Below are 26,097 nucleotides of genomic sequence, written 5' to 3'. Positions count from 1 at the left end.
CCTCCCGGGCCAGCCCGGCACGGACCAGCGCCGGCGTCAGCTCCAGGTCCAGCGCCACCGTCTCGCCCTGCTCGTTGACCACCGACCAGCCCTCGCGGGGACGCTCGCTGAGCAGCACGTCCTCCGCCCCCAGCTCGACCTCACCCAGCTCGGGCACCGTCACGACCGCCCGTCCGCCGTCGGCCAGCGCCGCCGCGAGCGCACCCGCGTCGGCGGCCGCCACGGCCTGGGCCACCAGCGGGGTCTGCTTGCCGAACCGCTTGCCCAGGGCGCGGAAGTTGCCCTTGGCGGTGTAGTCGACCAGGTCGGCGGAGCCGGCGAAGGGCTCCACCGAGCCGACGTTGAGCTCGGCGGCCACCTCGGCGCGCAGCTCCTCGCTCAGCCGGGCCGCCGAGGCGGTCGGCACCAGCACCCGGCGCAGCGGCTGACGGATCTTCAGCTTCGCCTCCGCCCGGGCCGCCCGGCCCAGCTCGACGATCCGGCGGGTGAGCGACATCGCGGCGGCGAGCTCCTCGTCGACCAGCGCGCGGTCGGCCACCGGCCAGGACGCCTGGTGGACCGAGTCGACGTCCACGCTGCCGGAGGCGACGTAGAGGTCGTCCCAGACCCGCTCGGTGATGAACGGCGCCAGCGGCGCCATCACCAGGGTGAGGGTGCGCAGCGTCTCGTGCAGCGTCCACAGCGCCGACGGGTCGCCCTCCCAGAAGCGCCGCCGGGAGCGGCGGACGTACCAGTTGGAGAGCCCGTCGACGAACTCGCCGACCAGGGTGCCGGTGCGCTGGGTGTCGAAGTCCTCCAGCGCGGCCGTCACCCGCTCCACCAGCGTCTGGGTCTCCGAGACGAGCCAGCGGTCCAGCACGTGCCGCTCGGCCACGGCCGGGGCCTCCCCGGTGGGCGTCCAGTCGTTGGCCCGGGCGTACAGGGCCTGGAAGGCGACGGAGTTCCAGTAGGTCAGCAGCACCTTGCGGACGGTCTCGCCGATCGTCTGGTCCCCCACCCGGCGGGCCGCCCACGGCGAGCCGCCGGCGGCCATGAACCAGCGCACGGCGTCCGCGCCGTGGGTGTCCATCAGCTCGATCGGGTCGAGGATGTTGCCCAGGTGCTTGCTCATCTTGCGGCCGTCCTCGGCCAGGATGTGGCCCAGGCAGACCACGTTCTGGTAGGCCGAGCGGTCGAAGACGAGGGTGCCGACGGCCATCAGCGTGTAGAACCAGCCGCGGGTCTGGTCGATGGCCTCGCAGATGAAGTCGGCCGGGTAGGCCTGCTCGAAGGCCTCCACCGACCCGGCGGCGTGCGGGTAGCCGTGCTGGGCGAAGGGCATCGAGCCGGAGTCGAACCAGGCGTCGATCACCTCCGGGACCCGGCGGAACGTCCCCGGGACGCCGTCGACGGTGAAGGTCACGTCGTCGATGAAGGGCCGGTGCGGGTCCAGCTCGGACAGGTCGCGCCCGGTGAGCTCGGACAGCTCGGCCAGCGAGCCGACGCAGCGCAGCTGGCTGGGGTCGGCGTCGTTGCGCCAGATGGGCAGTGGCGTGCCCCAGTAGCGGCTGCGCGAGAGGGCCCAGTCGATGTTGTTGGTCAGCCAGTGGCCGTAGCGGCCGTGCTTGATGGTCTCGGGGTACCAGGTGGTCCGCTCGTTCTCGCGCAGCAGCTCGTCGCGGACCTGGGTGGTGCGGATGTACCAGGAGGGCAGCGCGTAGTACATCAGCGGGGTGTGGCAGCGCCAGCAGTGCGGGTAGGAGTGCTCGTAGTCGCTGTGGGCGAACAGCAGCCCGCGGGCGCCGAGGTCCTCGATCAGGGCGGCGTTGGCGTCGCGGAAGTACTGCCCGCCGACGAGCCCGACCTCGGGCAGGAAGCGGCCGCGGCTGTCGACCGGGTTGACCAGCGCGACGCCGTGGCGGCGGACCGACTCGAAGTCGTCGGCGCCGAAGACCGGGGCCTGGTGCACCAGCCCGGTGCCGTCCTCGGTGGTGACGTAGTCCTCGGTGACCACGTAGTGGCCGTCACCGGGCCACTCGACCACCTCGAAGGGGCGGGCGTAGCGCCAGCCCACCATCTCCGCCCCGGTGAACGACTCGCCGGCCTGCCAGCCCTCGCCGAGGGCGGAGGCCACCAGGTCGCGGGCCACCACCACCGGCGTCGCGCCCTCGGACCGGGCCACGACGTACTCGACGTCGGCGTGCGCGGCGACCAGGGCGTTGGAGGGCAGCGTCCACGGGGTGGTGGTCCAGATCAGCAGGTCCGCCTGGCCGGCGAGCGGGCCCGAGGTCAGCGGCAGCCGGACGTAGACCGAGGGGTCGACGGTCGTCTCGTAGCCCTGGGCCAGCTCGTGGTCGCTCAGCCCGGTGCCGCAGCGGGTGCAGTAGGGCGTCACCCGGTAGTCCTCGACCAGCAGACCCTTGTCGAAGATCTGCTGCAGCGCCCACCACACCGACTCCACGTAGCCGGCGTCCATGGTCCGGTAGGGGTGCTCGGTGTCGACCCAGTAGCCCATCCGCTCGGTCAGCTGCTCGAACAGGTCGACGTTGCGCAGCACCGCCTCGCGGCAGCGGGCGTTGAAGGCCTCGATGCCGTAGCGCTCGATGTCGGGCTTGCCGTTGAGACCGAGCTCCTTCTCCACCGCCAGCTCCACCGGCAGGCCGTGGCAGTCCCAGCCGCCCTTGCGCTCGACGTGGTAGCCCTGCATGGTCTTGAAGCGGGGGAAGACGTCCTTGAACACCCGGGCCTCGATGTGGTGGGTGCCCGGGGTGCCGTTGGCGGTGGGCGGGCCCTCGTAGAACGTCCAGCCCGGACGTCCGCGGCTGTCGGCCAGGGTGCGGGCGAAGGTGTCCTGCTCCTCCCAGCGCCGCAGCACCTCCCGCTCCATGGCGGGCAGGTCGATCTGGGCCGGGACCGCGCGGTAGCCGGGGCGGGTCTGCGTGGTGTCGGTCATCGGGTGGTCCCTCGTGCGTGCCTGGTGGAGGGACGAACCCGGTCACCCGACCTGGCCCGCGGTACCACCCTCCTTGACCGCCCGTCACCTGCCGGGACAGCCCACTCGCGTCGCGCCGCTGGTGGGTCTAGTGAGTGCTCGCGCACCGTTCTTCCACCGGCTCGTGAGGTGATGGCCCCGTCAACGCCCTGCGGCGTGCCCATCCTAGCGCGCCCCGGACCGGTGGCGTCCGGCGCGCCGGGCCGGGCGGGCCGGGCCGGGGCGCTGTCTCAGCGGCTGAGCAGCACGTCGCAGGCGACCGCCAGGCACGCGGCCACCCGCCAGTCCATCCGGGCGCCGCCCGGGCCGCTCGGCAGCTCGACGGCGTAGGCGTCGCGCAGGCTCCACTGCCGCTCCACCGACATCACCGGCACACCCTCGGCGGTGGCGAAGTCGAAGTGCACCGGCCAGCTGAAGTCGGTGAAGCGGCGCAGCAGGGCCACCAGCTGGCTGCGCTCGGAGCCGGAGGCGCGCAGCCCCAGCGACGGGACCTCGACGTGGAAGGTCGAGCGCAGCAGGCTCTGGCCGAAGTCCTTGCGGAAGAAGCCGAGCGGGGCTCCGGCGGCGTCGGTGACGTCGTAGCCGGCGTTGAGGTCCATCACCTGACGCGCCCTGAACCCGAACAGCGGCTGCGAGCGCTGCTCGTCGGCGTAGAAGGTGACGGCCTCGCGCAGCGCCAGCCGCTTCTGCTGGGCCAGCGCCACCACGGGCCCGTCGGGTCCGCCGGCGCGGACCTCGAAGCGGTTGGTCATCATCGACAGCCGCTGCTTGAGGGCGAAGCGCTCGAGCGAGTTCGGGGCGGGGATCTGGGTCACGCCGGCAGGCTAGCGAACGGCCGTGCCAGTCGACCCGGACGACCGCCGTCGCGGCCGGCCGGCCTCAGCGGGTCAGCACGGAGTCGAGCCGGCTGAGGATCTCGCTGAGCACCGGTCGGGGCGTGGCCAGGTTCAGCCGGACGCAGCCCGCACCGGCGGCCCCGCACAGGGCCCCGTCGACCAGCGCCACCCCCGCCTGCTCGGCGATGTGCTCCGCCGGCCGCTCCAGGCCCAGGGCCGTGCAGTCGAGCCAGGCGAGGTACGTGCCGTCGGGCACGGTGACGGCGACCTGGGGGGCGTGCTCCTGCGCCCACCGCCGCAGCAGCTGCCGGTTGCCGTCCAGGTAGCGCAGCACGTCGTCCAGCCACTCCTGGCCCCGGGTGTAGGCGGCGGTGTTGGCCACCACGCCGGGGTTGGACGCCCCGTGCTCGGCCATCACCCCCACCTCGGCCCAGCGGGCGGCGAGGTCGGGGTCGGAGTGGATGAGCTGGGCGCACTTCAGCCCCGGCAGGTTCCACGACTTCGAGGCGCTCGTCGCCGTCACGGTGTGCGCCGCCGCCTCCGGCGAGACCGTCGGGTAGGGCACGTGCCGGTGGCCGCTGAAGACCAGCGGGGCGTGGATCTCGTCGTTGAAGACGAATCCGTCGTGGCGGGAGACCACCTCGGCCAGGGCCCGCAGCTCCTCGGCGCGGTAGACCTTGCCGATCGGGTTGTGCGGGTTGCACAGCACGAGCATCGTCGCCCCCGCGGCGAAGGCGGCGTCGACGGCCGCCAGGTCGAGCGACCAGTCGTCCCCGGTGCCCGCCGGGTCGCTGCTCCGCAGCATGCCGGACGGGTCGCTGCTCCGCAGCATGGGCACCTCGACCACCTCGCGCCCGGCCATGCCGGGCAGGGTCAGGAAGGGCATGTAGGCCGGGGTCAGCACCACCACCGCCCCCGGCCGGGCGAAGTGCTCCATCACCGCGGTCAGCCCGGCCAGCACGTCGGGCAGCGGGCGGACGTGCTCGACCGGCACCTCCCAGCCGTGGTGGCGGGCGTAGTAGTCCGCGGTGGCCTGCTGCATCTCGGCACCGAGCCGGGGCGGCAGGTAGCCGAACAGACCGGCGTCGGTGACCTGCTGCACCGCCTCGCGCACCACCGGGGCGAGGCCGAAGTCCATCTCGGCGACGAAGGCGCCGATCGCCTCGGGGAACCTGCTCCACTTCAGCCCGCCGACCGCGCGCAGCTGGTCGATGCTGATGTCGTCGAAGGGGTGGGTGGTCGAGGTGGTGGTCACGGGCTGTTCCTTCACGGGATGGGGGTCGGGGAGGTGTCGTCGGCACCGTCGCCGTCGGAGTCGAGCTCGTTGAGGTAGTTGTAGATGGTGAAGCGGGTGACGTGCAGCGTGCTCGCCGTCATCTCCACCGCGTCCCGGAGCAGGAACAGGCCGCGCCGGCGCAGGCTCGCGACGACCTGCAGCTTGTGCTTCTTGCGCATCAGCTCGACCGGGACCCCCACCTCGTCCAGGGCCTCGTGGAGCAGCAGCGAGGCCAGCTCGTCGACGTCGCGGACGAAGGTCTCGCGCACCGCCGGCACCGTCCCGCCGGCCGCTCCGCCGCCGGCGACGGTGTCGGGCCTGGGCGTCGCGCGGGACGTGCCGGCAGCCGGCGGCGCCCCCTCGGCCAGGCCGAGCATGGTGACGGCGACCGCGTGCATCTGCTCGTACACGGCCAGGTCGGAGTTGATGCAGAGCGCCGCCACGGGCCGGCCGGCGACGTCGTCGATGACCATGGTGGAGGAGGTCAGCACCCGCCCGTCGGGGAGCGTGGTGCGGTAGCCCAGCCGCGTCCCGAGCCGGCCGCGGCTGACCGCCTCGAGCAGCATGTCGGTGGCGGGGTCGCCCACCTTCCGTCCGGTGACGTCGCCGCTGACGGCCACGATCGAGTTGGGCAGCTGGCTGAGGTCGTGCAGGACGAGCTCGCTCGTGGGCGGCAGCGCAGGACCCAGCGATTCAACGAGCTGTGTAAAGACGGCGATGAGCCGCTCGCCGTCCACGCTCTTGGCCACCAGCGGGCTGGCCAGCAGCCGGGACCTGCGGGCGATCGATCCGTCGACCTCCTCCTCCGGACGCCGGTGGTCGGTGGTGCTCATGAGCTCTCGTTCCTGTGCGGGGACGGCACATCGCCTGTGGTGCTGGCACCACTGTCGAGGGCGGATGCGACAACTGTGTCAACGAGCGTAACAGTCACGTGACAACGATTGTAGGTCTTCAACAAGGCGTCATAGTTTCGGGCCACCGAGCACCAGGAGGACCGCCCGATGACACCCACCCAGCCGCCCCGGCCGCACGACCCCTCCACGGGCCGCCGGCGCACCCGCCGAGCGGTCCGGGGCCTGCTGACCCTGCTGACCGCCCCGCTGCTGCTGCTGAGCGGCTGCACCAGCCCCGGCCCCACCGCCGCCGAGCCCGGCCCCCCGCGGCCGGGCGGGTCGGCCACGCTGGCGGTGGACAGCCCCTTCCTCGGCTTCGACCCCAACACCACCGCGGCGGCGCAGGACGCCCGGGCGATGCGTCAGATGTTCGACTCCCTGGTGACCCTCGACGAGGACCGCCAGCCGCAGCCGTGGTTGGCCACCTCCTGGGAGATCAGCGAGGACGACACGGTGTACTCCTTCACCGTCCGCGACGACGTCACCTTCCACGACGGCACGCCGTTCGACGCCGAGGCGGTCTGCTACAACCTCGACCGCATCGTCGATCCCGACTCGGCCTCCATCTACGCCATCGGGCTGGTCGGCCCCTACGAGTCGTGCAGCGCCTCCGGCGACGTGGCCCGCGTCGTCCTCTCCGCCCCCTACGCGCCGTTCCTGACCAACCTCAGCTCACCGTTCCTGGGGATGGTCTCCCCGACCGCGGCCGGCGCGGTGACCCCGCAGGAGTTCACGGTGGCGCCGGTGGGCAGCGGCCCCTTCCGCTTCGTCTCCTACGTGCCGGCCGACCGGATCGTGATGGAGCGCAACCCCGACTACGACTGGGCGCCGCCCGGAGCCCAGCACCAGGGCCCGGCCTACCTGGAGCAGCTCACCTTCCAGATCATCCCCGACGCCACCGTGCGCGTCGGCTCCCTGCGCAACGGGGACGTGCAGATGATCGGCGCCGTCCCGCCCACCCAGACCCAGGTGCTCTCACGTGACGAGAGCGTGACCTACACCGAGACCCAGCAGTCGGGCGCCCCCTACCAGCTGCTCGCCAACACCGAGTCCGGTCCGCTGGCCGAGGAGGCGGTGCGCCGGGCCGTCTTCAAGGCCGTGGACGTCCCCTCGATCGTCAAGGCCCTGTACTTCGGCGCCTACCAGCACGCCACCTCCCCGCTGGCGCCGACCACCGCCGGGAGCGACCCCACCGCGGCGGACACCCTCGCCTACGACCCCGTCGAGGCGGCGCGGCTGCTCGACGCGGCCGGGTGGACGCCCGGGGAGGACGGCGTGCGCCGCCGCGACGGCCAGCCGCTGACGATCCGCTACATCGAGGGCTCCCCCAACCGGGAGAACCGCCAGGACATCGCCGAGTTCGTCCGCGCCGGGCTGCGCGAGGTCGGCGTCGAGGTGGACATCCGCCTCGAGCAGACCGCCGGGCTGCAGGCCGCGCAGCAGCAGCAGGCCTACGACATCGCCGGGCTCTCGCTGGTCTCGGCCGACCCCAACGTGATGTACAGCATCTACCACTCCAGCTTCCTCCCCGCGGAGGGGCGCAGCGGCTACAACATGGCCCGGGTCACCGACCTGGACGACGAGCTGCTCGCCGCCCAGCAGGAGCTGGACACCGACACCCGGATGCGGCTCTACAGCGAGCTGCAGCACACGGTGATGGAGCGGGCCTACAGCCTGCCGATCTACGTCCCCACCTACCTCTCGGCCGCCAGCGGGCTGGCCGGGGTGCGCTTCGACGGTGAGGGCTACCCCATCTTCTACGACTCCTACCTGACGAGGTGACGCCGTGCTCTCCCTGATCGTGCGCCGGGTCCTGATCGGCGTGCCCACCATCCTGGGCGTGACCGTCCTGCTCTTCCTGGCCCTGCGGGTGCTGCCCGGGGACCCGGTCTCCGCGGTCACCGCCGGTGCTCCCACCACCCCCGAGGCGCAGGAGGCGCTGCGGCTGCAGTTCGGGCTGGACCAACCGCTGTGGCTGCAGTACCTCAAGTTCGTCGGGGACGCCCTCACCCTCGACCTGGGCACCAGCTACGCCAGCCGTCAGCCGGTGCTGACGATGATCGGCCAGCAGATCGGCCCCACGCTGCAGCTCGCGGTGGCCGCCGCGGCGGTCTCGGCGGTGGCGGGGATCCTGCTCGGCACCGTGGCCGCCGTGTGGCGCAACCGCTGGCCGGACGCCCTGATCCGCACCCTGTCGCTGGTCGGCACCGCGATGCCCTCGTTCTGGGTGGGGCTGATCCTGCTGATGCTGTTCTCCTTCACGCTGCCGCTCTTCCCGGCGACCGGCAGCGGCGGCGTGCGCGCCCTGGTGCTGCCCGCCCTGGCCCTCGGGCTGTCCGCGGCCGGCACGGTCACCCGGCTGGTCCGCAACAGCATGCTCGAGCTGATGGGTGAGACCTTCGTCGACGCCCTGTACGCCAAGGGCCTCACCCGGGGCCAGGTGGTGGTCGGCCACGTGCTGCGCAACGCGATCATCCCCACCGTCACCATCGTCGGCCTGCAGCTGGGGGCCCTGATCGCCGGCGCCGTCGTGGTGGAGACGGTCTTCGCCCGCCGCGGCATCGGCCAGATGCTCGTCCAGGGCGTGTCGACCAGCGACTTCCCCGTCATCCAGGGCGTCGTGCTGGTCATCGCCGTGCTCTACGTGCTCATCAACATCGTGGTCGACGTCTCCTACTCCGTCATCGACCCGCGCATCCGCGTCGCCGTGGGCAAGGGGTGAGGCCGGTGCCCACCCCGTCGCGCCGACCAGGCACCCGGCCCGCCGCCGCTCCCCCGCCGGCCGCCGGCACCAGCCCCACCGCCCGTCCCGAACACCACGAAGGGAACCCAGCATGAGCGTGATCACCGCCGACCGGATCCAGGACCCGGCCACCGGCCAGCAGGTCGACGACGGCGCCCTGGTGGTGCTGGAGGGCCGCATCGCCTGGCTGGGCCCGGCCGCGGAGCTGCCCGCCGAGCACGGGCAGCTGCCCGTCACCGCGCTGGGGGCCGTCACCGTGATGCCCGGGCTGATCGACGCCCACGTCCACCTGTGCTTCGACGGCTCCGACGACCCGGTGGCGCGGATGCTGGCCGAGGACGACGCCCGGCAGGTGGCGCTGATGCTGCGCAGCGCGCGGCAGCTGCTCAGCGCCGGGGTCACCACCGCCCGCGACCTGGGCGCCCGCGGCTACCTCGACCTCGCCGTCCGCGACGCCATCGCCGCCGGGGACGCCCGTGGACCCCGGATGCTGACCGCCGGCTCCCCCATCACCGTCACCGGCGGCCACTGCTGGTACATGGGCGGGGAGGCCGACACCGAGGACGAGGTGCGCAAGGTCGTCCGACGCCACCACAAGCACGGTGTCGACCTGATCAAGGTGATGTCCACCGGTGGCTTCATGACCCGCGGGAGCGCCCCCTGGTTCGCCCAGTTCGTCACCCCCCAGCTGACGGCGGTGGTCGACGAGGCGCACCGGGTGGGGCTGCGGGTGGCCGCCCACGCGCACGGGGTGGAGGGCATCGCCCGGGCCGTCGAGGCCGGCGTCGACACCCTCGAGCACTGCTCCTTCGTGCGCACCGACGGCAGCCGGAGCTTCGACCGCGAGCTCGCCCAGCGCATCGTCGACCGCGGCATCTACGTCTCGCCGACCGCCAGCCACCTCGGCCCCGTCATCGCGGACCTGCTCGACGAGGGTCCGCCGCCCTACGTCGAGATCAACGCGATGGGCGGCAAGGTGATCGCCTCCACCGACGCGGGCATCAACAACAACCCCCACTACGGGCTGGTGCACGGCCTGGTCGGCATGGAGCAGGCCGGCATGCCCACCGCCGACGTGCTGGTCGCGGCGACCTCGCTGGCCGCCGAGGCCCTCGGTCTGGCCGACGTGACCGGACGGCTGTCGGTGGGTCACTCCGCCGACCTGATCGCCGTCGCCGGGGACCCGAGGAAGGGGGTCGCCGCGCTGCACGACCTGCGCTGGGTGATGACCGCCGGCACCCCGTTCACCCCCGACCCGCTGCCGGCGATGCCCACCCTGACCGAGGCGCAGAAGCAGATGGTGCTGAGCACCAAGCCCAAGGAGCTGCTCGGCCGCCACGTCCGCACCGAGGTCACCACCGAGCTGCTCGAGACCGAGCAGCAGGCGCTGGTGGCCACGGCTCCCGGGCAGGAGCGCTGAGATGGCGATCACCACGACGCCGGCGCTGCCGGTCAGCCTCGCCGGCCGGGTCCCGGGACTGCGCCGGCTGCGTGGCCACTCCGGCGTGACCTGGGTGGCCGCGGTCTGGGTGCTGCTGCTGCTGCTCGCCGCGGTGGCCCCGGGCCTGCTCGCCTCGGACGACCCCACGCGGCTGCGCCCTTCGCTGGTGCTGATGCCGCCGGGGGAGGGCGTCTTCGGCACCGACCAGTACGGCCGCGACCTCTACACGTTGATGGTGCACGGCACCCGCAGCGCCCTGCTCATCGGGGTCTGCAGCACGGTCCTCGGCCTGGTGGTCGGGTCCGCGATCGGACTCGTCGCGGGGTACGCCGGCGGATGGGTCGACATGCTCGTCGGGCGGCTGCTGGACGTGCTGATGGCCTTCCCCGGGATCCTCACCGCCCTGCTCATCGCGGCCTCGCTGGGGCCGAGCACCCGCAACCTGGTGCTCGCCGTCGGGCTCGCCCTGGTCCCCGTCTTCGCCCGGGTGGCGCGCGGGCAGGTGATGGTGATCCGCAGCCGGCTCTTCGTCGAGGCCGCCCGCAGCAACGGCTTCTCCGCCTTCCGGATCCTGTGGCGGCACGTGCTGCCCAACTCGCTGGCCCCGGTGGTCGTGCTCGGCACGATCAACGTCGGCACCTCCATCGTGCTCGCTGCCTCGCTGAGCTTCCTCGGCCTCGGCCCGCGCAACGAGGTGCCCGACTGGGGGCAGGTGCTGTCCACGGGCCAGCCCTACATGGCCACCGCCTGGTGGATCACCACCATCGCCGGCCTCGTGCTCACGCTCACCGTGATCGCGATCAGCCTGCTCGGCGACTCCCTGCGCGACCGACTGGAGGTCTGAGATGAGCATCGGCAGCAGCCCCACGACCGAACCGCCCGCCCTCGCGGCGGCGTCCCACGAGGAGGCACCCACCCGGGAGACCCTGCTCGCCCTCGACGGCATGACCGTCACCTTCCGCACCCCCGCCGGCGACCGGCTGCCGCTGGTCCGGGAGGCCAGCTTCCAGGTCCGCTCGGGAGAGATCGTCTGCCTCGTCGGGGAGTCCGGGTCCGGCAAGTCCGTCACCGCCCGCACGGTGATGGGCCTCACCCAGCGCGACCCCGCGATGGCCGTCGGCGGCCGGGCCGAGGTGCTGGGCCACGACATCGTCTCCGACCCCTCGGTCACGGCCGGGCTCCGGGGTCGCGACCTGGCCATGGTCTTCCAGGAGCCGATGTCCTCCCTCGACCCGGTCTGCACCGTCGGCACCCAGCTCACCGAGGCGCTGCGCCGTCGCCACGGGAAGGCCTCCCGGCAGGCCGAGCGCAGCCGGCTCGCCGAGCTGCTCGCCGAGGTGGGGATCGTCGACGGCCGGCGCGTCCTCGACACCTACCCCCACCAGCTCTCCGGGGGCATGTGCCAGCGGGTGATGATCGCCCAGGCCCTGGCCTGCGCACCGCGGCTGCTCATCGCCGACGAGCCGACGACCGCCCTCGACGTCACCATCCAGGCCCAGATCCTGGAGCTGGTCGACCGGCTCCGCACCGAGGAGCAGATGGCCGTGCTGCTCGTGACCCACGACATGGCGGTGGCCGCCGAGCTGGCCGACCGGGTCGTGGTGATGTACGCCGGACGGGTGGTCGAGGACGCCGCACCGGTCGCCCTGTTCGACCAGCAGCTGCACCCCTACACCAGCGGGCTGCTGCGGTGCATCCCGCCGATGGTCGACGAGCGGCCCGCACGGCTGGTCACCATCCCCGGCGGGGTGCCCTCACCGGCCGCCCTGCCCACCGGGTGCTCGTTCCACCCGCGCTGCCCCCACTCGGTCGACCTGTGCGCGGACCGGGTGCCCGAGCTGGCCGACCACGGCGGCCGACGATCCGCCTGCTGGCGAGCCGAGGAGCTGTCCCGATGAGCACCACCACCACCGTCCCCGGCGGCGACCGTGCCGTGCGGCCCCCCACCGCCCCGCTGGTGCGCCTGGACCACGTCAGCAAGCACTTCACCACGAAGGGCGCCGGGCTGTTCTCGCGGCGGACGCTGACAGCCGTCGACGACGTCTCCCTCGACCTGCCCCCCGCCCACACCTTCGCCCTGGTCGGGGAGTCCGGCTCGGGCAAGTCCACCCTCGGCCGGCTGGCGCTGCGGCTGACGGAGCCGAGCAGCGGGCGTGTCCACTTCGAGGGCCGCGACCTCACCGCGATGTCGCCCCGCCAGCTGCGCCGGACCCGCCAGCAGATGCAGGTGGTCTTCCAGGACCCGCTGGGGTCCCTCGACCCGCGGATGAGCGTCGCCGACATCGTGGCCGAGCCGCTGCGGGTGCACCGCGGCCTCCGGGGCAGCGAGCTCGACGACCGGGTGGCGGCGTTGTTCGAGCAGGTCGGGCTGGACACCTCCCGCATGCGCCAGCGCCCCAAGGCGCTCTCCGGCGGGCAGCGGCAGCGGGTCGGCATCGCCCGCGCCATCGCCCTGGAGCCGCGACTGCTGCTGGCCGACGAGGCCGTCTCGGCCCTGGACGTCTCGGTGCAGGCCCAGATCACCAACCTGCTCGCCGAGCTGCGGGAGCGGCTCGGGCTCACCTACCTGTTCATCGCCCACGGGCTGCCGGTCGTGCGCCAGATCGCCGACACGGTCGGGGTGATGTACCTGGGCCGGGTCGTCGAGCAGGGGCCGGTCGACGAGATCTTCTCCGCCCCGGCGCACCCCTACACGAAGGCGCTCATCTCGGCGCAGCCGGTGGCCGACCCCACCTACCGTCGCGAGCGCGTCCTGCTGCAGGGCGAGATCCCCTCGGCGACCGCCATCCCCAGCGGCTGCCGGTTCCGCACCCGCTGCCCGATCGCCACCGCCACCTGCGCCGAGGTGGCGCCGCCGCGGCTGGTCTCCTCCACCGGGCACGTGGTCGAATGCCACTACCCGTTGGAGGAGGTCGTGGCGTGAGCGAGCGTCCGGGGACGACGTCGCAGGACGAGCCGCCGGTGGTCGGCGAGCCGGGGGTGGTCGCACCGCTGGACGAGACCGCCGCCGCACCACCGGCCGGCGGGCAGCCCGTCACCGATCCGCCCGGCGGTGGCCGTCGGGTGGCCGTGCTCGTCGCGGCCCAGCTGCTGTCAGGGGTCGGCGTGGCCTCGGGGGTGGCCGTCGGCGGCGTGCTGGCCGAGCAGCTCGCGGGGACCGCCTCGGCGGCCGGGACCGCGCAGACGGCCTCCATCGTGGGCGCCGGGCTCGTCGCCATCCCGCTGTCGGAGCTCGCCTCGCGCCACGGCCGGCGGATCGGGCTCGGCGTCGGGTTCGGCCTGGGTGCCCTCGGCGCGCTGGCCGTCCTGGTGTCGGCCGTGCTGGGCTGGTTCGTGCTGATGCTGCTGGGCATGCTGCTGTTCGGCTCGGCCACCGCGGCCGGTCTGCAGTCGCGCTACGCCGCGGCCGAGCTCGCCCGGCCCGGACGCCGGGCGCAGACCATGTCGCTGGTCATCTGGTCCACCACGGTGGGCTCGGTGATCGGGCCCAACCTGTCCCAGGTCGGCTCCGACCTGGGCGTCGGGCTCGGGGTCCCCGCACCGGCCGGGCCGTACCTGTTCTCGCTGGTCGTGTTCGCGGCCTCCGCCCTGGTGCTGGTGGTGGGCATCCCACCCACCCGCACCCGCACGTCCGCCGACGCGGCCCCGCGCACGCCCGCCCGGGTGGTCGTCGGTGCCGCGCTGCGCCACCCGGCCACCCGGCTGGGGATCGTCGCCGTGGTGGCCGGCCACGCGATGATGGTCTCGGTGATGGTCATGACCCCGGTCCACATGACCCACCACGGGATGTCGCTCAACCTGGTCGGGCTGGTGATCAGCGTGCACATCCTGGGCATGTACGCCGCCAGCCCGCTCTTCGGCTGGCTCGCCGACCGGGCCGGGGCCCGGACGGTGCTGGCCGTCGGCGTGGTGCTGTTCGTGCTGGCCTTCCTGGGCGGCGCCTTCTCCCCCGCCGGGCACGGCGCCGAGGGCGGGGGTCACTGGTGGCTGGCGGTCGCGCTGGGCCTGCTCGGGCTCGGCTGGTCGGCCTGCCTGATCGGGGGCTCGGCGCTGATGGCCCAGGGCGGTCCGGACGAGGCCCGGATGCGGCTGCAGGGCACCGTGGACTCGGCGATGAACCTGGTCGCCGCCGCGATGGCGGCGCTGTCGGGGCCGGTGCTCGCCGTGGGCGGCTACCCCTCGGTCAACCTGCTCGGCGCGGCCGTGCTCGCGGGCCTGGTGGCGGTGGCCCTCACCTCCCGCGAGCGACCGGGCCGCACCGGCGGGGTTGGGGCGGCGTGAAACACTGACCCGAGCACCAGGTCCCTCCCACGCTGGCGTAGCGGTCGGGGGCCCGGTGGTATCGGCACCGGGAGAGAGGCCTGCCATGGGCAGTGACGCACAGCACCACGACGGCACCTACAGGCTGAGCAACACCGTCATCTGCTCCGCGACGGCCGTGGAGGCCCCGGAGCGGGTCACCTCGGCGTGGATCGACGAGCAGCTGGCCGAGACCTACCAGCGGCTCGGCATGAGCCCGGGCAAGTTCGAGCAGCTGGCCGGCGTGGTCGCCCGCCGCTGGTGGCCCGAGGGGGTCAGCTTCTCCGAGGGCGCCGCCGAGGCGGGGGCCAAGGCGCTGGCCGAGGCCGGTGTCGAGCCGGGCCAGGTCGGTCTGCTGATCAACAGCTCGGTCAGCCACGACCACCTCGAGCCGTCGGCGGCCGTGCAGGTGCACGACGCCATCGGGCTGTCGCGGACCTGCCTCAACTTCGACCTGTCCAACGCCTGCCTCGGCTTCATCAACGGCATGCAGGTGGCGGGCACGATGATCGACGCCGGCCAGATCGACTACGCGCTGATCGTCAACAGCGAGAACGTCCGCGGTCTGCAGGAGAAGGCGATCGCCCGGCTGCAGCGCCCGGAGACCACCGTGGCCGAGGTGCGCGAGCAGTTCGCCACCCTGACCCTGGGCTGCGGGGCGACGGCGATGGTGCTGGGCCGCGCCGACAAGGTCAGCGGCGGGCACCGTCTGCTGGGCGGCTCCCACCGGGCCGCCACCCACCACAACAACCTCTGCGTCGGCGACATGTCGTTCATGCGCACCGACACCAGGGGTCTCTTCGAGGCCGGGCTGCAGCTGGCCCTGGAGACCTTCCTCGAGTCCGAGGAGGAGTTCGGCTGGAGCGACGTCGACCACCTCGTCTCCCACCAGACCTCGCTGGTGCACATCACCGCGCTGTGCCAGAAGCTGGGGCTGGACCAGGCGAAGTTCCCGCTCTCGCTGCCCGAGTTCGGCAACATGGGCCCGGCCGCGGCGCCGTTCACGCTGGCCGCCTCGCAGGACCGCTTCCGCAGCGGCGACCGGGTGATGCTGCTGGGCATCGGCTCCGGTCTGAACACCTCCTTCGCCGACATCGTCTGGTGAGCACCCCGCCGCGACCGCCGGCCGGGGACTGGCCCGGCGACCTCGACCCCGCCTGGTCGCGGACGGTGGAGTCCCCGGACGCCGAGGGCACCCTCCGCCGCTGGCACCTGCTCGACACCCACGCCGCCCGGCCGCCGGCCGAGGTGGCGGCGCTGCCGACGCTGCTGTGCGTGCACGGCAACCCCACCTGGTCCTACCTGTGGCGGCGGCTGCTGGCCACCTGCCCGGAGGGCTGGCGGGTGATCGCCCCCGACCAGCTGGGCATGGGCTTCTCCGAGCCGGCCGCCGGTGACCTGGACTCCCCGCGCCGGATGGCGCAGCGGGTCGAGGACCTCACCCGGCTGACCGGCACGCTCGGGCTCTCCGGCCCCGTGGTCGCCGTGGGCCACGACTGGGGAGGCCCGGTCGTCAGCGGCTGGGCCACCCGGCACCGCGAGCTGCTCCGCGGGCTGGTGCTGGCCAACACCGCCCTCCACCAGGACCCGGCCGTCACCTTCTCCGGACTGATCCGGCTGGCCCGGACCCCGGCCCTGCTCGAGACCGTGTGCGTGCGGACCCCGACCTTCGTCCACGGGGCGGCGGCGCTCTCCCGGCCGCCGCTGCCGCGGGCGGTCCGGGCGGGGCTGCTGCGCCCCTACCGCTCCCCCGCCGACCGGGGCCGGATCGGGCAGTTCGTGGCCGACGTGCCGCTGGAGCGGGACCACCCCACGCGGGCGGAGCTCGACCGGGTGGCCGAGGCGGTGCGCGAGCTCGACGTCCCCGCCCTGCTGCTGCGCGGGCCCCGCGACCCGGTCTTCACCGAGGCCCACCTGCGCGACCTGATGGCCCGGCTGCCGCAGGCCGACGTGCACCGCTGGGAGGGCGCGTCCCACCTGGTGACCGAGGACCGCCCCGAGTACGCCGGCACCGTCTGGGCCTGGGTGGCCGAGCGGGTCGACCGCGAGCCGGCGCCGCGACGTGCGCAGCCGCCGGGGCCCGAGGGCGTCGCAGCGGCTGACGCCGAGCCGGGTGCGGCGGCGGCGGACGGCTCGCCCCGGCCGCCGTGGTGGCGCCAGAGCGCGCGCGCCGACGACCCCGCCACCGCCGTGGTCGAGGTGGCCTCGGGACGCACGATCTCCTTCGCCGAGCTGGAGGCCGACGTCACCGCGGTGGCCCGCGGCCTGCTGTCCCTCGGGGTCCGGCCCGGGCAGCGGGTGGCCACCCTCGTCCCGCCCGGCATCGACCTGACCGTGCTGGTCTACGCCTGCTGGCGGATCGGGGCGGTCATCGTGGTCGCCGACGCCGGTCTGGGGCTGCGTCCCCTCGCCCGGGCGCTCCGCGGCGCCGGGCCGGACGTCGTGGTCGGCATCCCGGCCGCCCTGGCCGCGACCCGTGCCATGCGGGTGCCCGGACGCCGGGTCGTCGCCGGCGAGCTGGCCCCCCGGCTGCGTCGGGCGCTCCGCGTCGAGCAGGACCTGGCCGGCCTGCGGGCGGCCGGCCGCCGCTCCGACGCCGACCTCGAGGCGGTCCGCCGCTCGGCCCTCGACGCGCACGGCGACGCCGACTGCGCGGTGCTCTTCACCTCCGGCGCCACCGGTCCCTCCAAGGGCGTGGTGTACCGGCTCAGCCAGCTGGCCGCCCAGCTGGAGGTGCTGCGCGAGACCATGGGCTTCGGCGAGCACGACCGCTTCGTGGCGGCGTTCGCGCCGTTCGCGCTCTACGGGCCGGCGCTCGGGGTCCCGGCCTCGGTGCCCGACATGGACGTCACCGCCCCCGGCACGCTGACCGCCGCCACCCTGGCCGACGCGGTGTCGCGGCTGGGCGCCACCGTGGTGTTCGCCTCCCCCGCCGCCCTGGCCAGCGTGGTCCGCACCGCGGACGAGCTGACCCCGGGCCAGCGGCAGGCGCTGGCCGGTGTCCGGCGGCTGATGTCGGCCGGTGCCCCGGTGCCGGTGTCGCTGCTGCGGCGGCTGACCGGGCTGGTCCCCGCCGCCGAGCTGCACACCCCGTACGGGATGACCGAGGCGCTGCCGCTGACCGACATCACGCTGACCGAGCTGGAGGAGGTCGGCACCGGCGACGGCGTCTGCGTCGGACGTCCGCGCCCGGGTGTGGAGCTGCGGGTCCGTCCGCTGCCGCGGACCCCCGGCGAGCCGGACGGCGACCCGGTGACCACCCCGGGGACCACCGGCGAGCTCGAGGTCACCGCCGCCCACGTCAAGGACCGCTACGACCGGCTGTGGGCCACCCAGCACGCCGCCACCCCCGAGCCGCGCTGGCACCGCACCGGCGACGTCGGCCACCTCGACGCCGACGGCCGCGTCTGGGTGGAGGGCCGGCGGGTGCACGTCGTGCACACCGCCGACGGCCCGGTCACCCCGGTGGGGATCGAGCAGCGGGTGGAGACCCTGGACGCCGTCCGGCAGGCCTGCGTGGCCGGCGTCGGTCCGGCCGGGACCCAGCAGGTGGTCGTCGTCGTGGTGCCGGAGGAGGGCACGCCGAGGACGCCGCCCGCCCCGCCGGAGCTGGCGGCCGCGGTGCGCGAGCTGGCCGGGGTGCCGGTGGCCGCGGTGCTGTGCGTGCCGGCGCTGCCGGTCGACATCCGCCACCAGTCGAAGATCGACCGGACGGCCGTCTCGCGCTGGGCCGCGACGGTGCTGGCGGGCGGTCGGGCCGGTGCGCTGGTGCCGCGCCGGCCGCGCCTGCGGCTGCGGGGGCGTCGCCGGTGAGGATCCTGGTGACCGGGGCCAGCGGGATGCTGGGCGGTGCGGTGGCCCGTGCGCTGGTCGCGCGCGGCGACGAGGTCACCGTGCTGCAGCGCCGGCCCGCCAGCGTGGAGGGCGTGCGCGAGCGGCGCGGCGACGTCCGCGACGCGGCCGCGGTGGCCGCCGCCGTCGCCGGGCAGGACGCCGTGGTGCACCTGGCGGCCAAGGTCAACGTGGTCGGGCCCTGGCAGGAGTACGCCGCGACCAACGTCGACGGCACCCGCAACGTCGTGGTGGCCTGCCGCCGTCACCGGGTGGGGCGGCTGGTGCACGTGTCCTCACCGTCGGTGGCCCACGCGGGGCACGCCCTGGTCGGGGTGCCCGCGGAGCCCGCGGACCCCCAGCGCGCCCGCGGGCCGTACGCGCGCAGCAAGGCGATGGCCGAGCGGGTGGCGCTGGCCGCGGCCGACCCGGGCCGGCTGGCCGTGGCGGTGCTGCGACCGCACCTGGTGTGGGGTCCCGGTGACACCCAGCTGGTGGCCCGGATCGTGGCCCGGGCACGGCGGGGACGGCTGCCGCTGCTGGGCCACGGCGCGGCGATGATGGACACCACCTACGTCGACAACGCCGCCGAGGCGGTCGTGGCGGCGGTGGACCGAGCCCACGTGGCCTCCGGGGAGCCGCTGGTGGTGAGCAACGGCGAGCCGCGGATGATCAGCGAGATCCTGGCCGGCATGTGCGCCGCCGCCGGCGTCCCGCGTCCGCAGCGCCGGGTGCCGGCGGGTCTGGCCGTCGCCGCCGGCTCCGTGGTGGAGGGCGCCGTCGCGCTGCGTCGCCGTCTCGGCCACGACGTGGAGTCCGACCCGCCGATCACCCGCTTCCTGGCCGAGCAGCTGTCCACCGCGCACTGGTTCGACCAGCGCCGCACCCGGGAGCTGCTCGACTGGCGGCCGCGCGTCCCGCTGGACGAGGGCTTCCGGCGCCTCGCCGCCTGGTACGCCGAGCACCCCGACGCCTGACGCGCGCCTCCGCCCGCCGGACCCGTCCCACCCATCCGCCTTCACAGCCCTCGGGGCACCTTCACAGCCGCTCCGGCGCCGCTCCACAGCCGCTCGCTCCCCTCACAGCAGCTCCGGCGCCGCTTCACAGCCGCTAGGTCCCCTTCACAGCCGCTAGGTCCCCTTCACGGCCGCTGGAACGGCTGTGGAGCACCACGGACGGCTGTGAAGGCGCGGCGTCGGAGTGGCCGGAGCCAGATCCCGGGCGTGGACGTCCCCAGCTCCGTGCGGGCGGCATCGTGCGCTTCACAGCCCGTGCGTCGGCTCCACAGCAGCTGCAACGGCTGTGAAGGGCCACGTGCGGCTGTGAAGCGGCACCGGGACGGCTGTGAAACGGGACCGGAGGGGCTGTGGAGGTGCCCGGACAGCGGTTGAGGCTGGGGCGGGCGCGGGCGGGACGGCGGGCTCAGGCCTCGACGTAGCGGCGGCCCTCGAAGGCGCGGCCGAGGGTGACCTCGTCGGCGTACTCGAGGTCGGAGCCGACCGGGAGGCCGCTGGCGAGCCGGGCCACCCGGACCCCCATCGGCAGCAGCAGCCGGCTCAGGTAGGTGGCGGTGGCCTCGCCCTCCAGGTTGGGGTCGGTGGCCACGATGACCTCCTGGACGGTCCCGTCACCCAGCCGCATCACCAGCTCGCGGATGGTGAGGTCGGCGGGGCCGATGCCGTCGATGGGGCTGATCGCCCCGCCCAGCACGTGGTAGGTGCCGCGGAACTCGCGGGTGCGCTCGATCGCCACCACGTCCTTGGACTCCTCGACCACGCAGATGGACGTCCGGTCGCGGCGCGGGTCGCGGCAGATCCGGCACCGCTCCTCGGCCGAGACGTTGTGGCAGACCTCGCAGAAGCGCACGGTCTGCTTCACCTTCAGCAGCGCCTCGGCGAGCTTCTCGACGTCCTCCGAGCCGGCGTACAGCAGGTGGAAGGCGATCCGCTGCGCGCTCTTGGGACCGACGCCGGGCAGCCGCCCCAGCTCGTCGATCAGCTCCTGGACCGGACCCTCGTACAACTCAGAACCCCAGGCCTCCGGCCAGGGGACCCATCTTGGCGGCAGCCAGCTCCTGACCCTTCTTGGAGGCGTCGCGGATGGCGGCGACGACGAGGTCGGCCAGCGACTCCGTGTCCGACGGGTCGCAGGCCTCGGGGGCGATGGTCAGCGAGTTGAGCTCACCGGTGCCGCTCATCACCGCGGTGACCAGCCCGCCGCCGGCGGTGCCCTCGACCGTCGTCCGGGCCAGCTCCTCCTGCGCCTGCATCATCTGGCTCTGCATGGCCTGGGCCTGCGCCAGCAGCCCCGACATGTCCGTTCCCTCGGGCAGCATCGCGTCCTCTTCCCTGCTCGCTCCCGGGCCTCGGCCCGGTGGACTGCGCCCTGCAGCCTCCGCACGGCGCACCGTGCAACCCCAAATCTATGCGAGGACCGGCGTGGTCGCCGCAGCCGCGCTCAGCGGTCCTCGGTCTCCTCCGCGATCAGCTCCGCCCCGAGGTGCAGCGCGAGCAGCTCGTCGTGGCTGGCCACGAGGTCGTCGAGGTCGGTGTCGTCGCGGCGGGCGTCCTCGTCGGGGTCCGGGCCGCTCTCCCGGCTGCCCGAGCGGGTGGGCCGGATGCTGGCCCGGGCCTCGGACCTGGCCGCGGACAGCGGCGCGGTCGGACCGCCGCCGGGCCGACCGCCGGGACCGTCGGCCGAGAGCGCCGAGGAGGCACCGTCGCCGGGCGACGCTGCCCCGCCGGGACCCGCCGCGGGCACGGCCGCCTCCGGCCTCGGACCGGCGGCCGGGGCGGCGTCGCGCGGCGCCCAGTCCCCACCACCGGCCGGCGGCGGCGACTGCGGCTCAGCAGCCCACCCCGCCACGTCGGCCGGTTCCGCCGGGACGCCGGCCGAGACGGGTGAGGCGGCCGCCGGGGAGGCGGCCGAGCCCGGGCGGGCGCCCGGACGGGTGGCACGACCCACCGTCTCGGTCGGGGCAGCGCCGGGGGTGCCGTCGTCGACGATGGCCTGCACCCGCAGGTCGACCCCCAGCACCTGCACCAGGGCCTCGCGCAGGACGTCCTCGCTGCCCCCGCGGGAGAAGGAGTCGCGGGCGCCGACGTTGGTCAGCCCCAGGGTCAGCACGCCGTCGTCCACGCCCATCACGTGGGAGTTCTGGCTCAGCAGGATCCAGGTGAAGCGACGCTGCCGCTTGACCTCCTCGAGCACCTCCGGCCAGAGCCGGCGCAGGTCGGCCACGTCGAGACCGCGGGACCCACCACCGCCACCGGAGCCGGCACCGCTCGGGGCCGACGGACGGGCGGCCGGAGCCGCACCCGGGCGGCCCGGCCGGGCGCCGGCCGGGGCGGGCTGGGTCGGCGCCGGCCCGGAGGCCGTCGGCTGGGCGGGCTGCTCGGGCGGTGGCGCCGGCTCCGCGGCCTGCGGCGCTGGCACCGGCTCGGCGGCAGGAGCGGCCGGCACCGGCTCCGCGGCCCGCTGGGGCGCGGCCTGCGGCTCGACCGGCGCGGGCTGGGGGTCGGGCCGGCGGGCCGGCGGGGCAGCCGAAGCCGCGGGCTCAGGCCGGGCCGGGCGCGCCGGCCGCTCCTGCTCCGGCGGGGTCACGAGGTCGGGTCGGGCCTGCGCGGGACCGGTGTGGCCCTGCTGGGCGGCCGGGTCCATCCCGAGCCGGCGCTCCAGCCGGTCCAGCCGGGCGTGCACGCCGCGGGAGTCGACGTCCGCGCCGGGGAGCAGCACCCGCGCGCACATCAGCTCCAGGTACAGCCGGGGCGCGGTGGTGCCCCGCATCTCGGTCAGCCCGCTGGCGATCACCTCGGCCGCGCGGGCCAGCTCGCCGGCGCCCAGCCCGGCCGCCTGGTTGCGCAGCCGCTCGGCCTGGTCGTCCGAGGCCTCCACCAGCCCGGAGCTGACGGCGTCGGGCACCGCGTTGACGACGACCAGGTCGCGGAGGCGGCGCAGCAGGTCCTCGGCGAAGCGGCGGGGGTCCTGCCCGACCTCGATCACCTTGTCGACGGCGGCGAACACGCTGGCCCCGTCACCAGCGGCGAAGGCGTCGACCATCTCGTCGAGCAGCGAGTCGGGGGTGTAGCCCAGCAGCGCCGCGGCCTGCCGGTACGACACCCCCTCGCTGGAGGCGCCGCCGAGCAGCTGGTCCAGCACGGAGAGGGAGTCGCGCACCGATCCGCCGCCGGCGCGCACCACCAGCGGCAGCACGGCCGGCTCGACCGCGATGCCCTCGGCCTCGCAGAGCTCGGCCAGGTAGGCGCCCAGCACCTTCGGCGGCACGAGCCGGAACGGGTAGTGGTGGGTCCGGCTGCGGATGGTGCCGATGACCTTGTCGGGCTCGGTGGTGGCGAAGACGAACTTGACGTGCGGCGGCGGCTCCTCGACCAGCTTCAGCAGGGCGTTGAAGCCCGCCGTGGTCACCATGTGCGCCTCGTCGATGATGTAGACCTTGTAGCGGCTGTGCACCGGGGCGTAGAAGGCCCGCTCGCGGAGGTCTCGGGCGTCGTCGACACCGCCGTGGCTGGCGGCGTCGATCTCGATCACGTCGATGCTGCCGGGCCCGCCGCGGGCGAGGTCGCGGCAGGACTGGCAGGTGCCGCAGGGCGTCGGGGTCGGGCCCTGCTCGCAGTTGAGGGCCCGGGCCAGGATGCGCGCCGAGGTCGTCTTGCCGCAGCCGCGGGGGCCGGAGAACAGGTAGGCGTGGTTGACCCGGTTGTTGACCAGCGCGCGCTGCAGCGGCTCGGTGACGTGCTCCTGGCCGATCACCTGGGCGAAGGTGTCGGGGCGGTAGCGTCGGTACAGCGCGAGCGGCGGCGTCGGCACCTCGGGCAGAACGGACCCCGCCACCGGGTCAGTCAGGGTGTCGTCCACACCGGTCACCCTAGACGCCCCCTCCGACAGCCGCATGCCCGTCGTCACCGCCGCCCCGACCAGCAGGAGGAACCGTGAGCGAGCACGACCTGGAGCGCTTCGTCCGGGCCCAGGACGAGGGCGGCACGCACGCCCGCGCCCGTGAGGAGCTGCGCCGCGGCCGCAAGCAGAGCCACTGGATGTGGTTCGTCTTCCCCCAGCTCGCCGGTCTGGGCCGCAGCAGCACCGCCCGGTTCTTCGCGCTCGCCTCGCTGGAGGAGGCGCGGGCCTACCTCGCCCACCCGGTGCTGGGCCCGCGGCTGCGGGAGGACAGCCGGGTCGTCGCCTCCGGCCCGGCGGATGACGCCGAGACGCTGATGGGGCCGGTGGACGCGGTGAAGCTGCGCTCCTCGATGACCCTGTTCGCCGCCGCCGACCCGGACGAGCCCGTGTTCGTCGAGGTGCTGGAGCGCTACTTCGGCGGCGAGCCGGACCCGGAGACGCTGCGGCGGCTCTGACCGCGCCGGAGGCGGCACGGGCCCGGACATGAAGGGGCCCCCCGCGCACCCGACAGAGCTCACTGACCCTTGCTGCCTTCCGGCCCTGGGGGGGTTGGGCGAGGTACCGCCGCGCGGGGGACCGTCAGCCAGCATACCGACCCGGCGCCCGACCCCCAACCCGCACCGTCGCGGACCGGCCTCGTCGCGGATTGGCCGCGCCCGCGGCGATCGCGTATCCTCACCGGCGGAGGATTCGCCTAGTGGCCTATGGCGCTCGCTTGGAAAGCGGGTTGGGTGCAAGCCCTCGGGGGTTCGAATCCCCCATCCTCCGCCAGACCTGCTGACCGGACGCCGCCCTGCTCTCCCCGAGCACGGGCGGCGTCCGCGTCTGGTGCCGGACCCGCCGGCTTGACCCTGACGCTGCGTCACCCCTGCACGGTGGACCCGTGAGACGCAGCACCATCCTCTTCCTGCTGGCCGACGCCGCCAGCCTGCTCGGGAACTCCTTCATCGCCGTCGTGCTGCCGTGGCTGGTGCTCGCCAGGACCGGCGACCCGGCGGCCGCCGGTGTGGTCGCGGCCGCGACCGCCGCGCCGGCCGTGATCGCCGCGCTCGTCGGCGGCTGGGTCGTCGACCGCGTCGGGCGGCGGCGGATCAGCATCATCAGCGACCTGGGCAGCGCCCTGGCGGTGGCGGCCATCCCGCTCGTCGACGCGACGGCCGGGCTCGACCTGGGCTGGTTCGTCCTGCTCGGGGCCCTGGGGGCCCTCTTCGACGTGCCGGGCATGACCGCGCGCGAGTCCCTGCTGCCCGACGTCGCCCGGGCGGGTGGGATGTCGCTCGACCGCCTCTCCGGGGTGCGGGAGGGGTTGTTCGGCGTCACCTTCCTGGCCGGCCCGGCCCTCGCCGGTCTGGCCCTCACCGCCTTCGAGCCCACCGCGGTGCTGGTGGTGACGGCGGCGGCCAGCGCGCTCGCGGCGCTGTGCACGCTGCTCATCCCCGCGGCCGTGGGCCGGCGCTCGGCCGACGCCCTCGCCGAGCCGGCCGCCCGCCAGCTGCTGGGCGGGCTGCGGGTCGTCGCCGCCGACCCGCTGCTGCGGGCCGTCACCGTGCTGAGCATCGGCTCCGCGGCCGTGCTCGGACCGCTGCAGGCCCTGCTGCTGCCCGCCTGGTTCTCCACCACGGGGTCCTCGGCGGCGCTCGGGCTGACGCTGAGCGCGCTGGCGCTCGGCACGCTGGTCGGCGCCGGCACCTACGCCGTGGCCGCGGGCCGGATGCGGCGCCGCACCGCCTACCTGCTGTGCCTGCTGTGCGTCTCCACCGGCATGCTGCTGCTCGCCTCCCTGGCCCACCCGCTCGTCGTGGCGCTGGCCATGTTCGTCTGCGGGCTCGGTTCGGGGCTGCTCAGCCCCGTCGTGCCGGTCGTCGTGGCCGGGCGGGTGCCGGAGTCGCACCGCGGCCGGGTCTTCGGGGTCCAGAACGCGGTCGTCATGCTGCTGGCGCCGCTGGCCGTCGGCCTGGCCGGTGCCGTCGCGGCCAGCTCCCTGGAGTGGGCCTTCTACGCCGCCACGGCCCTCTGGCTGGCGACCGCGCTGTACGGTGCGCTCGTGCCCGGGATGCGGTCGCTGGACGAGCCGGCGACGACGTGCGAGGAGACGCCCGCGGAGCAGCGGTGCTGACCGTCGGCCAGCTCGCCGAGCTCGCGGGGGTGACGGTGCGGACCGTGCGCTACTACCACCAGCGTGGTCTGCTGCCCGAACCCGGCCGCGACGCCTCCGGCTACCGCCGCTACACCTCGGCCCACCTGATCCGGCTGCTGCGGATCCGCGGGCTCACCGAGATCGGCATCCCGCTGACCGAGGTCGACCGGCTGCTGGATGCGCCCCGCTCCGAGCTCGCCCGCACGCTCGACGACCTGGACGCGCAGCTGGCCGCCCAGGCCGAGCGCATCGCCGGCCACCGGGCCGTGATCGCACGGCTGCGCGGCACCGACCCGCGCATCCCGGCGCACCTGCACCCGCTGGCGGAGCGGCTCCGGAGCGCCGGCGTGCCCGAGTCCGCGATCGCCGCCGAACGGGACGCGGTGCTGCTCGCGGAGGCGGTCGGCGGACGCGGCACCAGCACCTGGACCGTGGCGGACTTCTACGCCGGCTTCGACGACCCCGCGCTCTCGGAACGCCTGCTGCGGGCGTGGCAGCGCTTCGAGCAGCTGGAGGAGGCCGACCGCGCCGAGGTCGACGCCGTGGTCGCCGAGTTCGTCGACCTCTTCGCCACCCACCTGCAGGACGTCGGCGCGGGCGAGCAGCAGGGGGCCGACCCGCTGGCGCGGCTGCTGATCGAGGACCACGTGGCTGCGCTGCCCCCGGCGAAGCGCGAGGTGGTGCAGCGGGTGGCCGCCCACTTCGGCGGCTGAGGGCCGCTCAGGGCGGTGGCGGCAGGCCGCTCCACCGGCC

19 protein-coding genes, 1 tRNA gene, 1 other RNA gene and 1 pseudogene are annotated in these 26,097 nt (G+C 74.6%); 14 read left to right on the top strand and 8 right to left on the bottom strand.

The window, feature by feature from the left end:
* From ileS to GC722_RS02510, 4 genes are all read right to left on the bottom strand, one after another.
* Nucleotides 1–2,932: isoleucine--tRNA ligase (gene ileS / locus GC722_RS02525; RefSeq protein ID WP_156607750.1), on the bottom strand; the 2,932-nt coding region annotated here is incomplete at its 3' end.
* A 269-nt stretch (nucleotides 2,933–3,201) separates the two neighbouring features.
* Complete coding sequence (locus GC722_RS02520; RefSeq protein ID WP_331714317.1) at nucleotides 3,202–3,786, bottom strand: LURP-one-related/scramblase family protein; 585 nt, start codon at nucleotides 3,784–3,786, stop codon at nucleotides 3,202–3,204.
* Nucleotides 3,787–3,850: 64 nt separating this feature from the next.
* Entirely contained in the window at nucleotides 3,851–5,062 is a 1,212-nt protein-coding gene (locus GC722_RS02515; RefSeq protein WP_197429710.1) for a MalY/PatB family protein, read from the bottom strand.
* An 11-nt stretch (nucleotides 5,063–5,073) separates the two neighbouring features.
* On the bottom strand, nucleotides 5,074–5,916 hold the full coding sequence (locus tag GC722_RS02510; RefSeq protein ID WP_156607561.1) for a helix-turn-helix transcriptional regulator: 843 nt from the start codon (nucleotides 5,914–5,916) through the stop codon (nucleotides 5,074–5,076).
* Between the two features lie 168 nt (nucleotides 5,917–6,084).
* On the opposite strand from GC722_RS02510, the gene GC722_RS02505 reads away from it, so the two are divergent.
* From GC722_RS02505 to GC722_RS02465, 10 genes are all read left to right on the top strand, one after another.
* Entirely contained in the window at nucleotides 6,085–7,758 is a 1,674-nt protein-coding gene (locus tag GC722_RS02505; RefSeq protein WP_156607559.1) for an ABC transporter substrate-binding protein, read from the top strand.
* Nucleotides 7,759–7,762: 4 nt separating this feature from the next.
* Entirely contained in the window at nucleotides 7,763–8,698 is a 936-nt protein-coding gene (locus GC722_RS02500) for an ABC transporter permease (protein WP_197429709.1), read from the top strand.
* 112 nt (nucleotides 8,699–8,810) lie between these two features.
* Nucleotides 8,811–10,139 carry a metal-dependent hydrolase family protein gene (locus tag GC722_RS02495; RefSeq protein ID WP_156607557.1) on the top strand — a complete coding sequence of 443 codons (1,329 nt, stop codon included), beginning with the start codon at nucleotides 8,811–8,813 and terminating at the stop codon, nucleotides 10,137–10,139.
* A 1-nt stretch (nucleotide 10,140) separates the two neighbouring features.
* Nucleotides 10,141–11,004: an ABC transporter permease gene (locus GC722_RS02490; RefSeq protein ID WP_156607555.1), complete on the top strand. Its 864-nt coding sequence runs from the start codon at nucleotides 10,141–10,143 to the stop codon at nucleotides 11,002–11,004.
* 1 nt (nucleotide 11,005) lies between these two features.
* Complete coding sequence (locus GC722_RS17515) at nucleotides 11,006–12,058, top strand: ABC transporter ATP-binding protein (protein ID WP_197429708.1); 1,053 nt, start codon at nucleotides 11,006–11,008, stop codon at nucleotides 12,056–12,058.
* Nucleotides 12,055–13,083, top strand: a complete 1,029-nt coding sequence (locus GC722_RS17510) for an ABC transporter ATP-binding protein (RefSeq protein ID WP_197429707.1) — start codon at nucleotides 12,055–12,057, stop codon at nucleotides 13,081–13,083. Before GC722_RS17515 ends, GC722_RS17510 begins: the two co-directional genes overlap by 4 nt.
* On the top strand, nucleotides 13,080–14,441 hold the full coding sequence (locus tag GC722_RS02480) for an MFS transporter (protein ID WP_197429706.1): 1,362 nt from the start codon (nucleotides 13,080–13,082) through the stop codon (nucleotides 14,439–14,441). Before GC722_RS17510 ends, GC722_RS02480 begins: the two co-directional genes overlap by 4 nt.
* An 85-nt stretch (nucleotides 14,442–14,526) precedes the next feature.
* On the top strand, nucleotides 14,527–15,564 hold the full coding sequence (locus GC722_RS02475) for a 3-oxoacyl-ACP synthase III (protein ID WP_156607551.1): 1,038 nt from the start codon (nucleotides 14,527–14,529) through the stop codon (nucleotides 15,562–15,564).
* Nucleotides 15,561–18,272, top strand: a complete 2,712-nt coding sequence (locus tag GC722_RS02470) for an alpha/beta fold hydrolase (RefSeq protein ID WP_331714316.1) — start codon at nucleotides 15,561–15,563, stop codon at nucleotides 18,270–18,272. Before GC722_RS02475 ends, GC722_RS02470 begins: the two co-directional genes overlap by 4 nt.
* An 8-nt stretch (nucleotides 18,273–18,280) precedes the next feature.
* Complete coding sequence (locus GC722_RS02465) at nucleotides 18,281–19,267, top strand: NAD-dependent epimerase/dehydratase family protein (RefSeq protein ID WP_331714315.1); 987 nt, start codon at nucleotides 18,281–18,283, stop codon at nucleotides 19,265–19,267.
* Between the two features lie 445 nt (nucleotides 19,268–19,712).
* Here the strand turns inward: GC722_RS02465 and recR are convergent, their stop codons facing one another.
* From recR to GC722_RS02450, 3 genes and pseudogenes are all read right to left on the bottom strand, one after another.
* Entirely contained in the window at nucleotides 19,713–20,312 is a 600-nt protein-coding gene (recR, locus tag GC722_RS02460) for a recombination mediator RecR (protein WP_156607549.1), read from the bottom strand.
* A 1-nt stretch (nucleotide 20,313) separates the two neighbouring features.
* A complete protein-coding gene (locus GC722_RS02455; RefSeq protein WP_156607547.1) occupies nucleotides 20,314–20,625 on the bottom strand; it encodes a YbaB/EbfC family nucleoid-associated protein in 312 nt (103 codons plus the stop codon).
* 583 nt (nucleotides 20,626–21,208) lie between these two features.
* Nucleotides 21,209–23,201, bottom strand: a pseudogene (locus GC722_RS02450) (DNA polymerase III subunit gamma and tau); the annotation flags it as partial.
* 38 nt (nucleotides 23,202–23,239) lie between these two features.
* On the opposite strand from GC722_RS02450, the gene GC722_RS02445 reads away from it, so the two are divergent.
* Complete coding sequence (locus tag GC722_RS02445) at nucleotides 23,240–23,662, top strand: DUF1810 domain-containing protein (protein WP_331714313.1); 423 nt, start codon at nucleotides 23,240–23,242, stop codon at nucleotides 23,660–23,662.
* Nucleotides 23,663–23,691: 29 nt separating this feature from the next.
* Here the strand turns inward: GC722_RS02445 and ffs are convergent.
* An RNA gene (gene ffs / locus GC722_RS02440) (signal recognition particle sRNA small type) lies at nucleotides 23,692–23,788 on the bottom strand.
* A 102-nt stretch (nucleotides 23,789–23,890) separates the two neighbouring features.
* On the opposite strand from ffs, the gene GC722_RS02435 reads away from it, so the two are divergent.
* The 3 genes from GC722_RS02435 (at nucleotide 23,891) to GC722_RS02425 (ending at nucleotide 26,057) form a co-directional block, all read left to right on the top strand.
* Nucleotides 23,891–23,978: transfer RNA gene (locus GC722_RS02435), tRNA-Ser, on the top strand.
* Between the two features lie 112 nt (nucleotides 23,979–24,090).
* Entirely contained in the window at nucleotides 24,091–25,323 is a 1,233-nt protein-coding gene (locus GC722_RS02430; RefSeq protein WP_197429705.1) for an MFS transporter, read from the top strand.
* Nucleotides 25,317–26,057: a MerR family transcriptional regulator gene (locus tag GC722_RS02425; RefSeq protein ID WP_197429704.1), complete on the top strand. Its 741-nt coding sequence runs from the start codon at nucleotides 25,317–25,319 to the stop codon at nucleotides 26,055–26,057. The genes GC722_RS02430 and GC722_RS02425 overlap by 7 nt, the downstream gene beginning before the upstream one ends.
* Nucleotides 26,058–26,097 lie beyond the last annotated feature (40 nt).

Source organism: Auraticoccus cholistanensis (assembly GCF_009742705.1).
Classification (GTDB): domain Bacteria; phylum Actinomycetota; class Actinomycetes; order Propionibacteriales; family Propionibacteriaceae; genus Auraticoccus; species Auraticoccus cholistanensis.
This window is presented reverse-complemented; position numbering and strand designations above follow the sequence as displayed.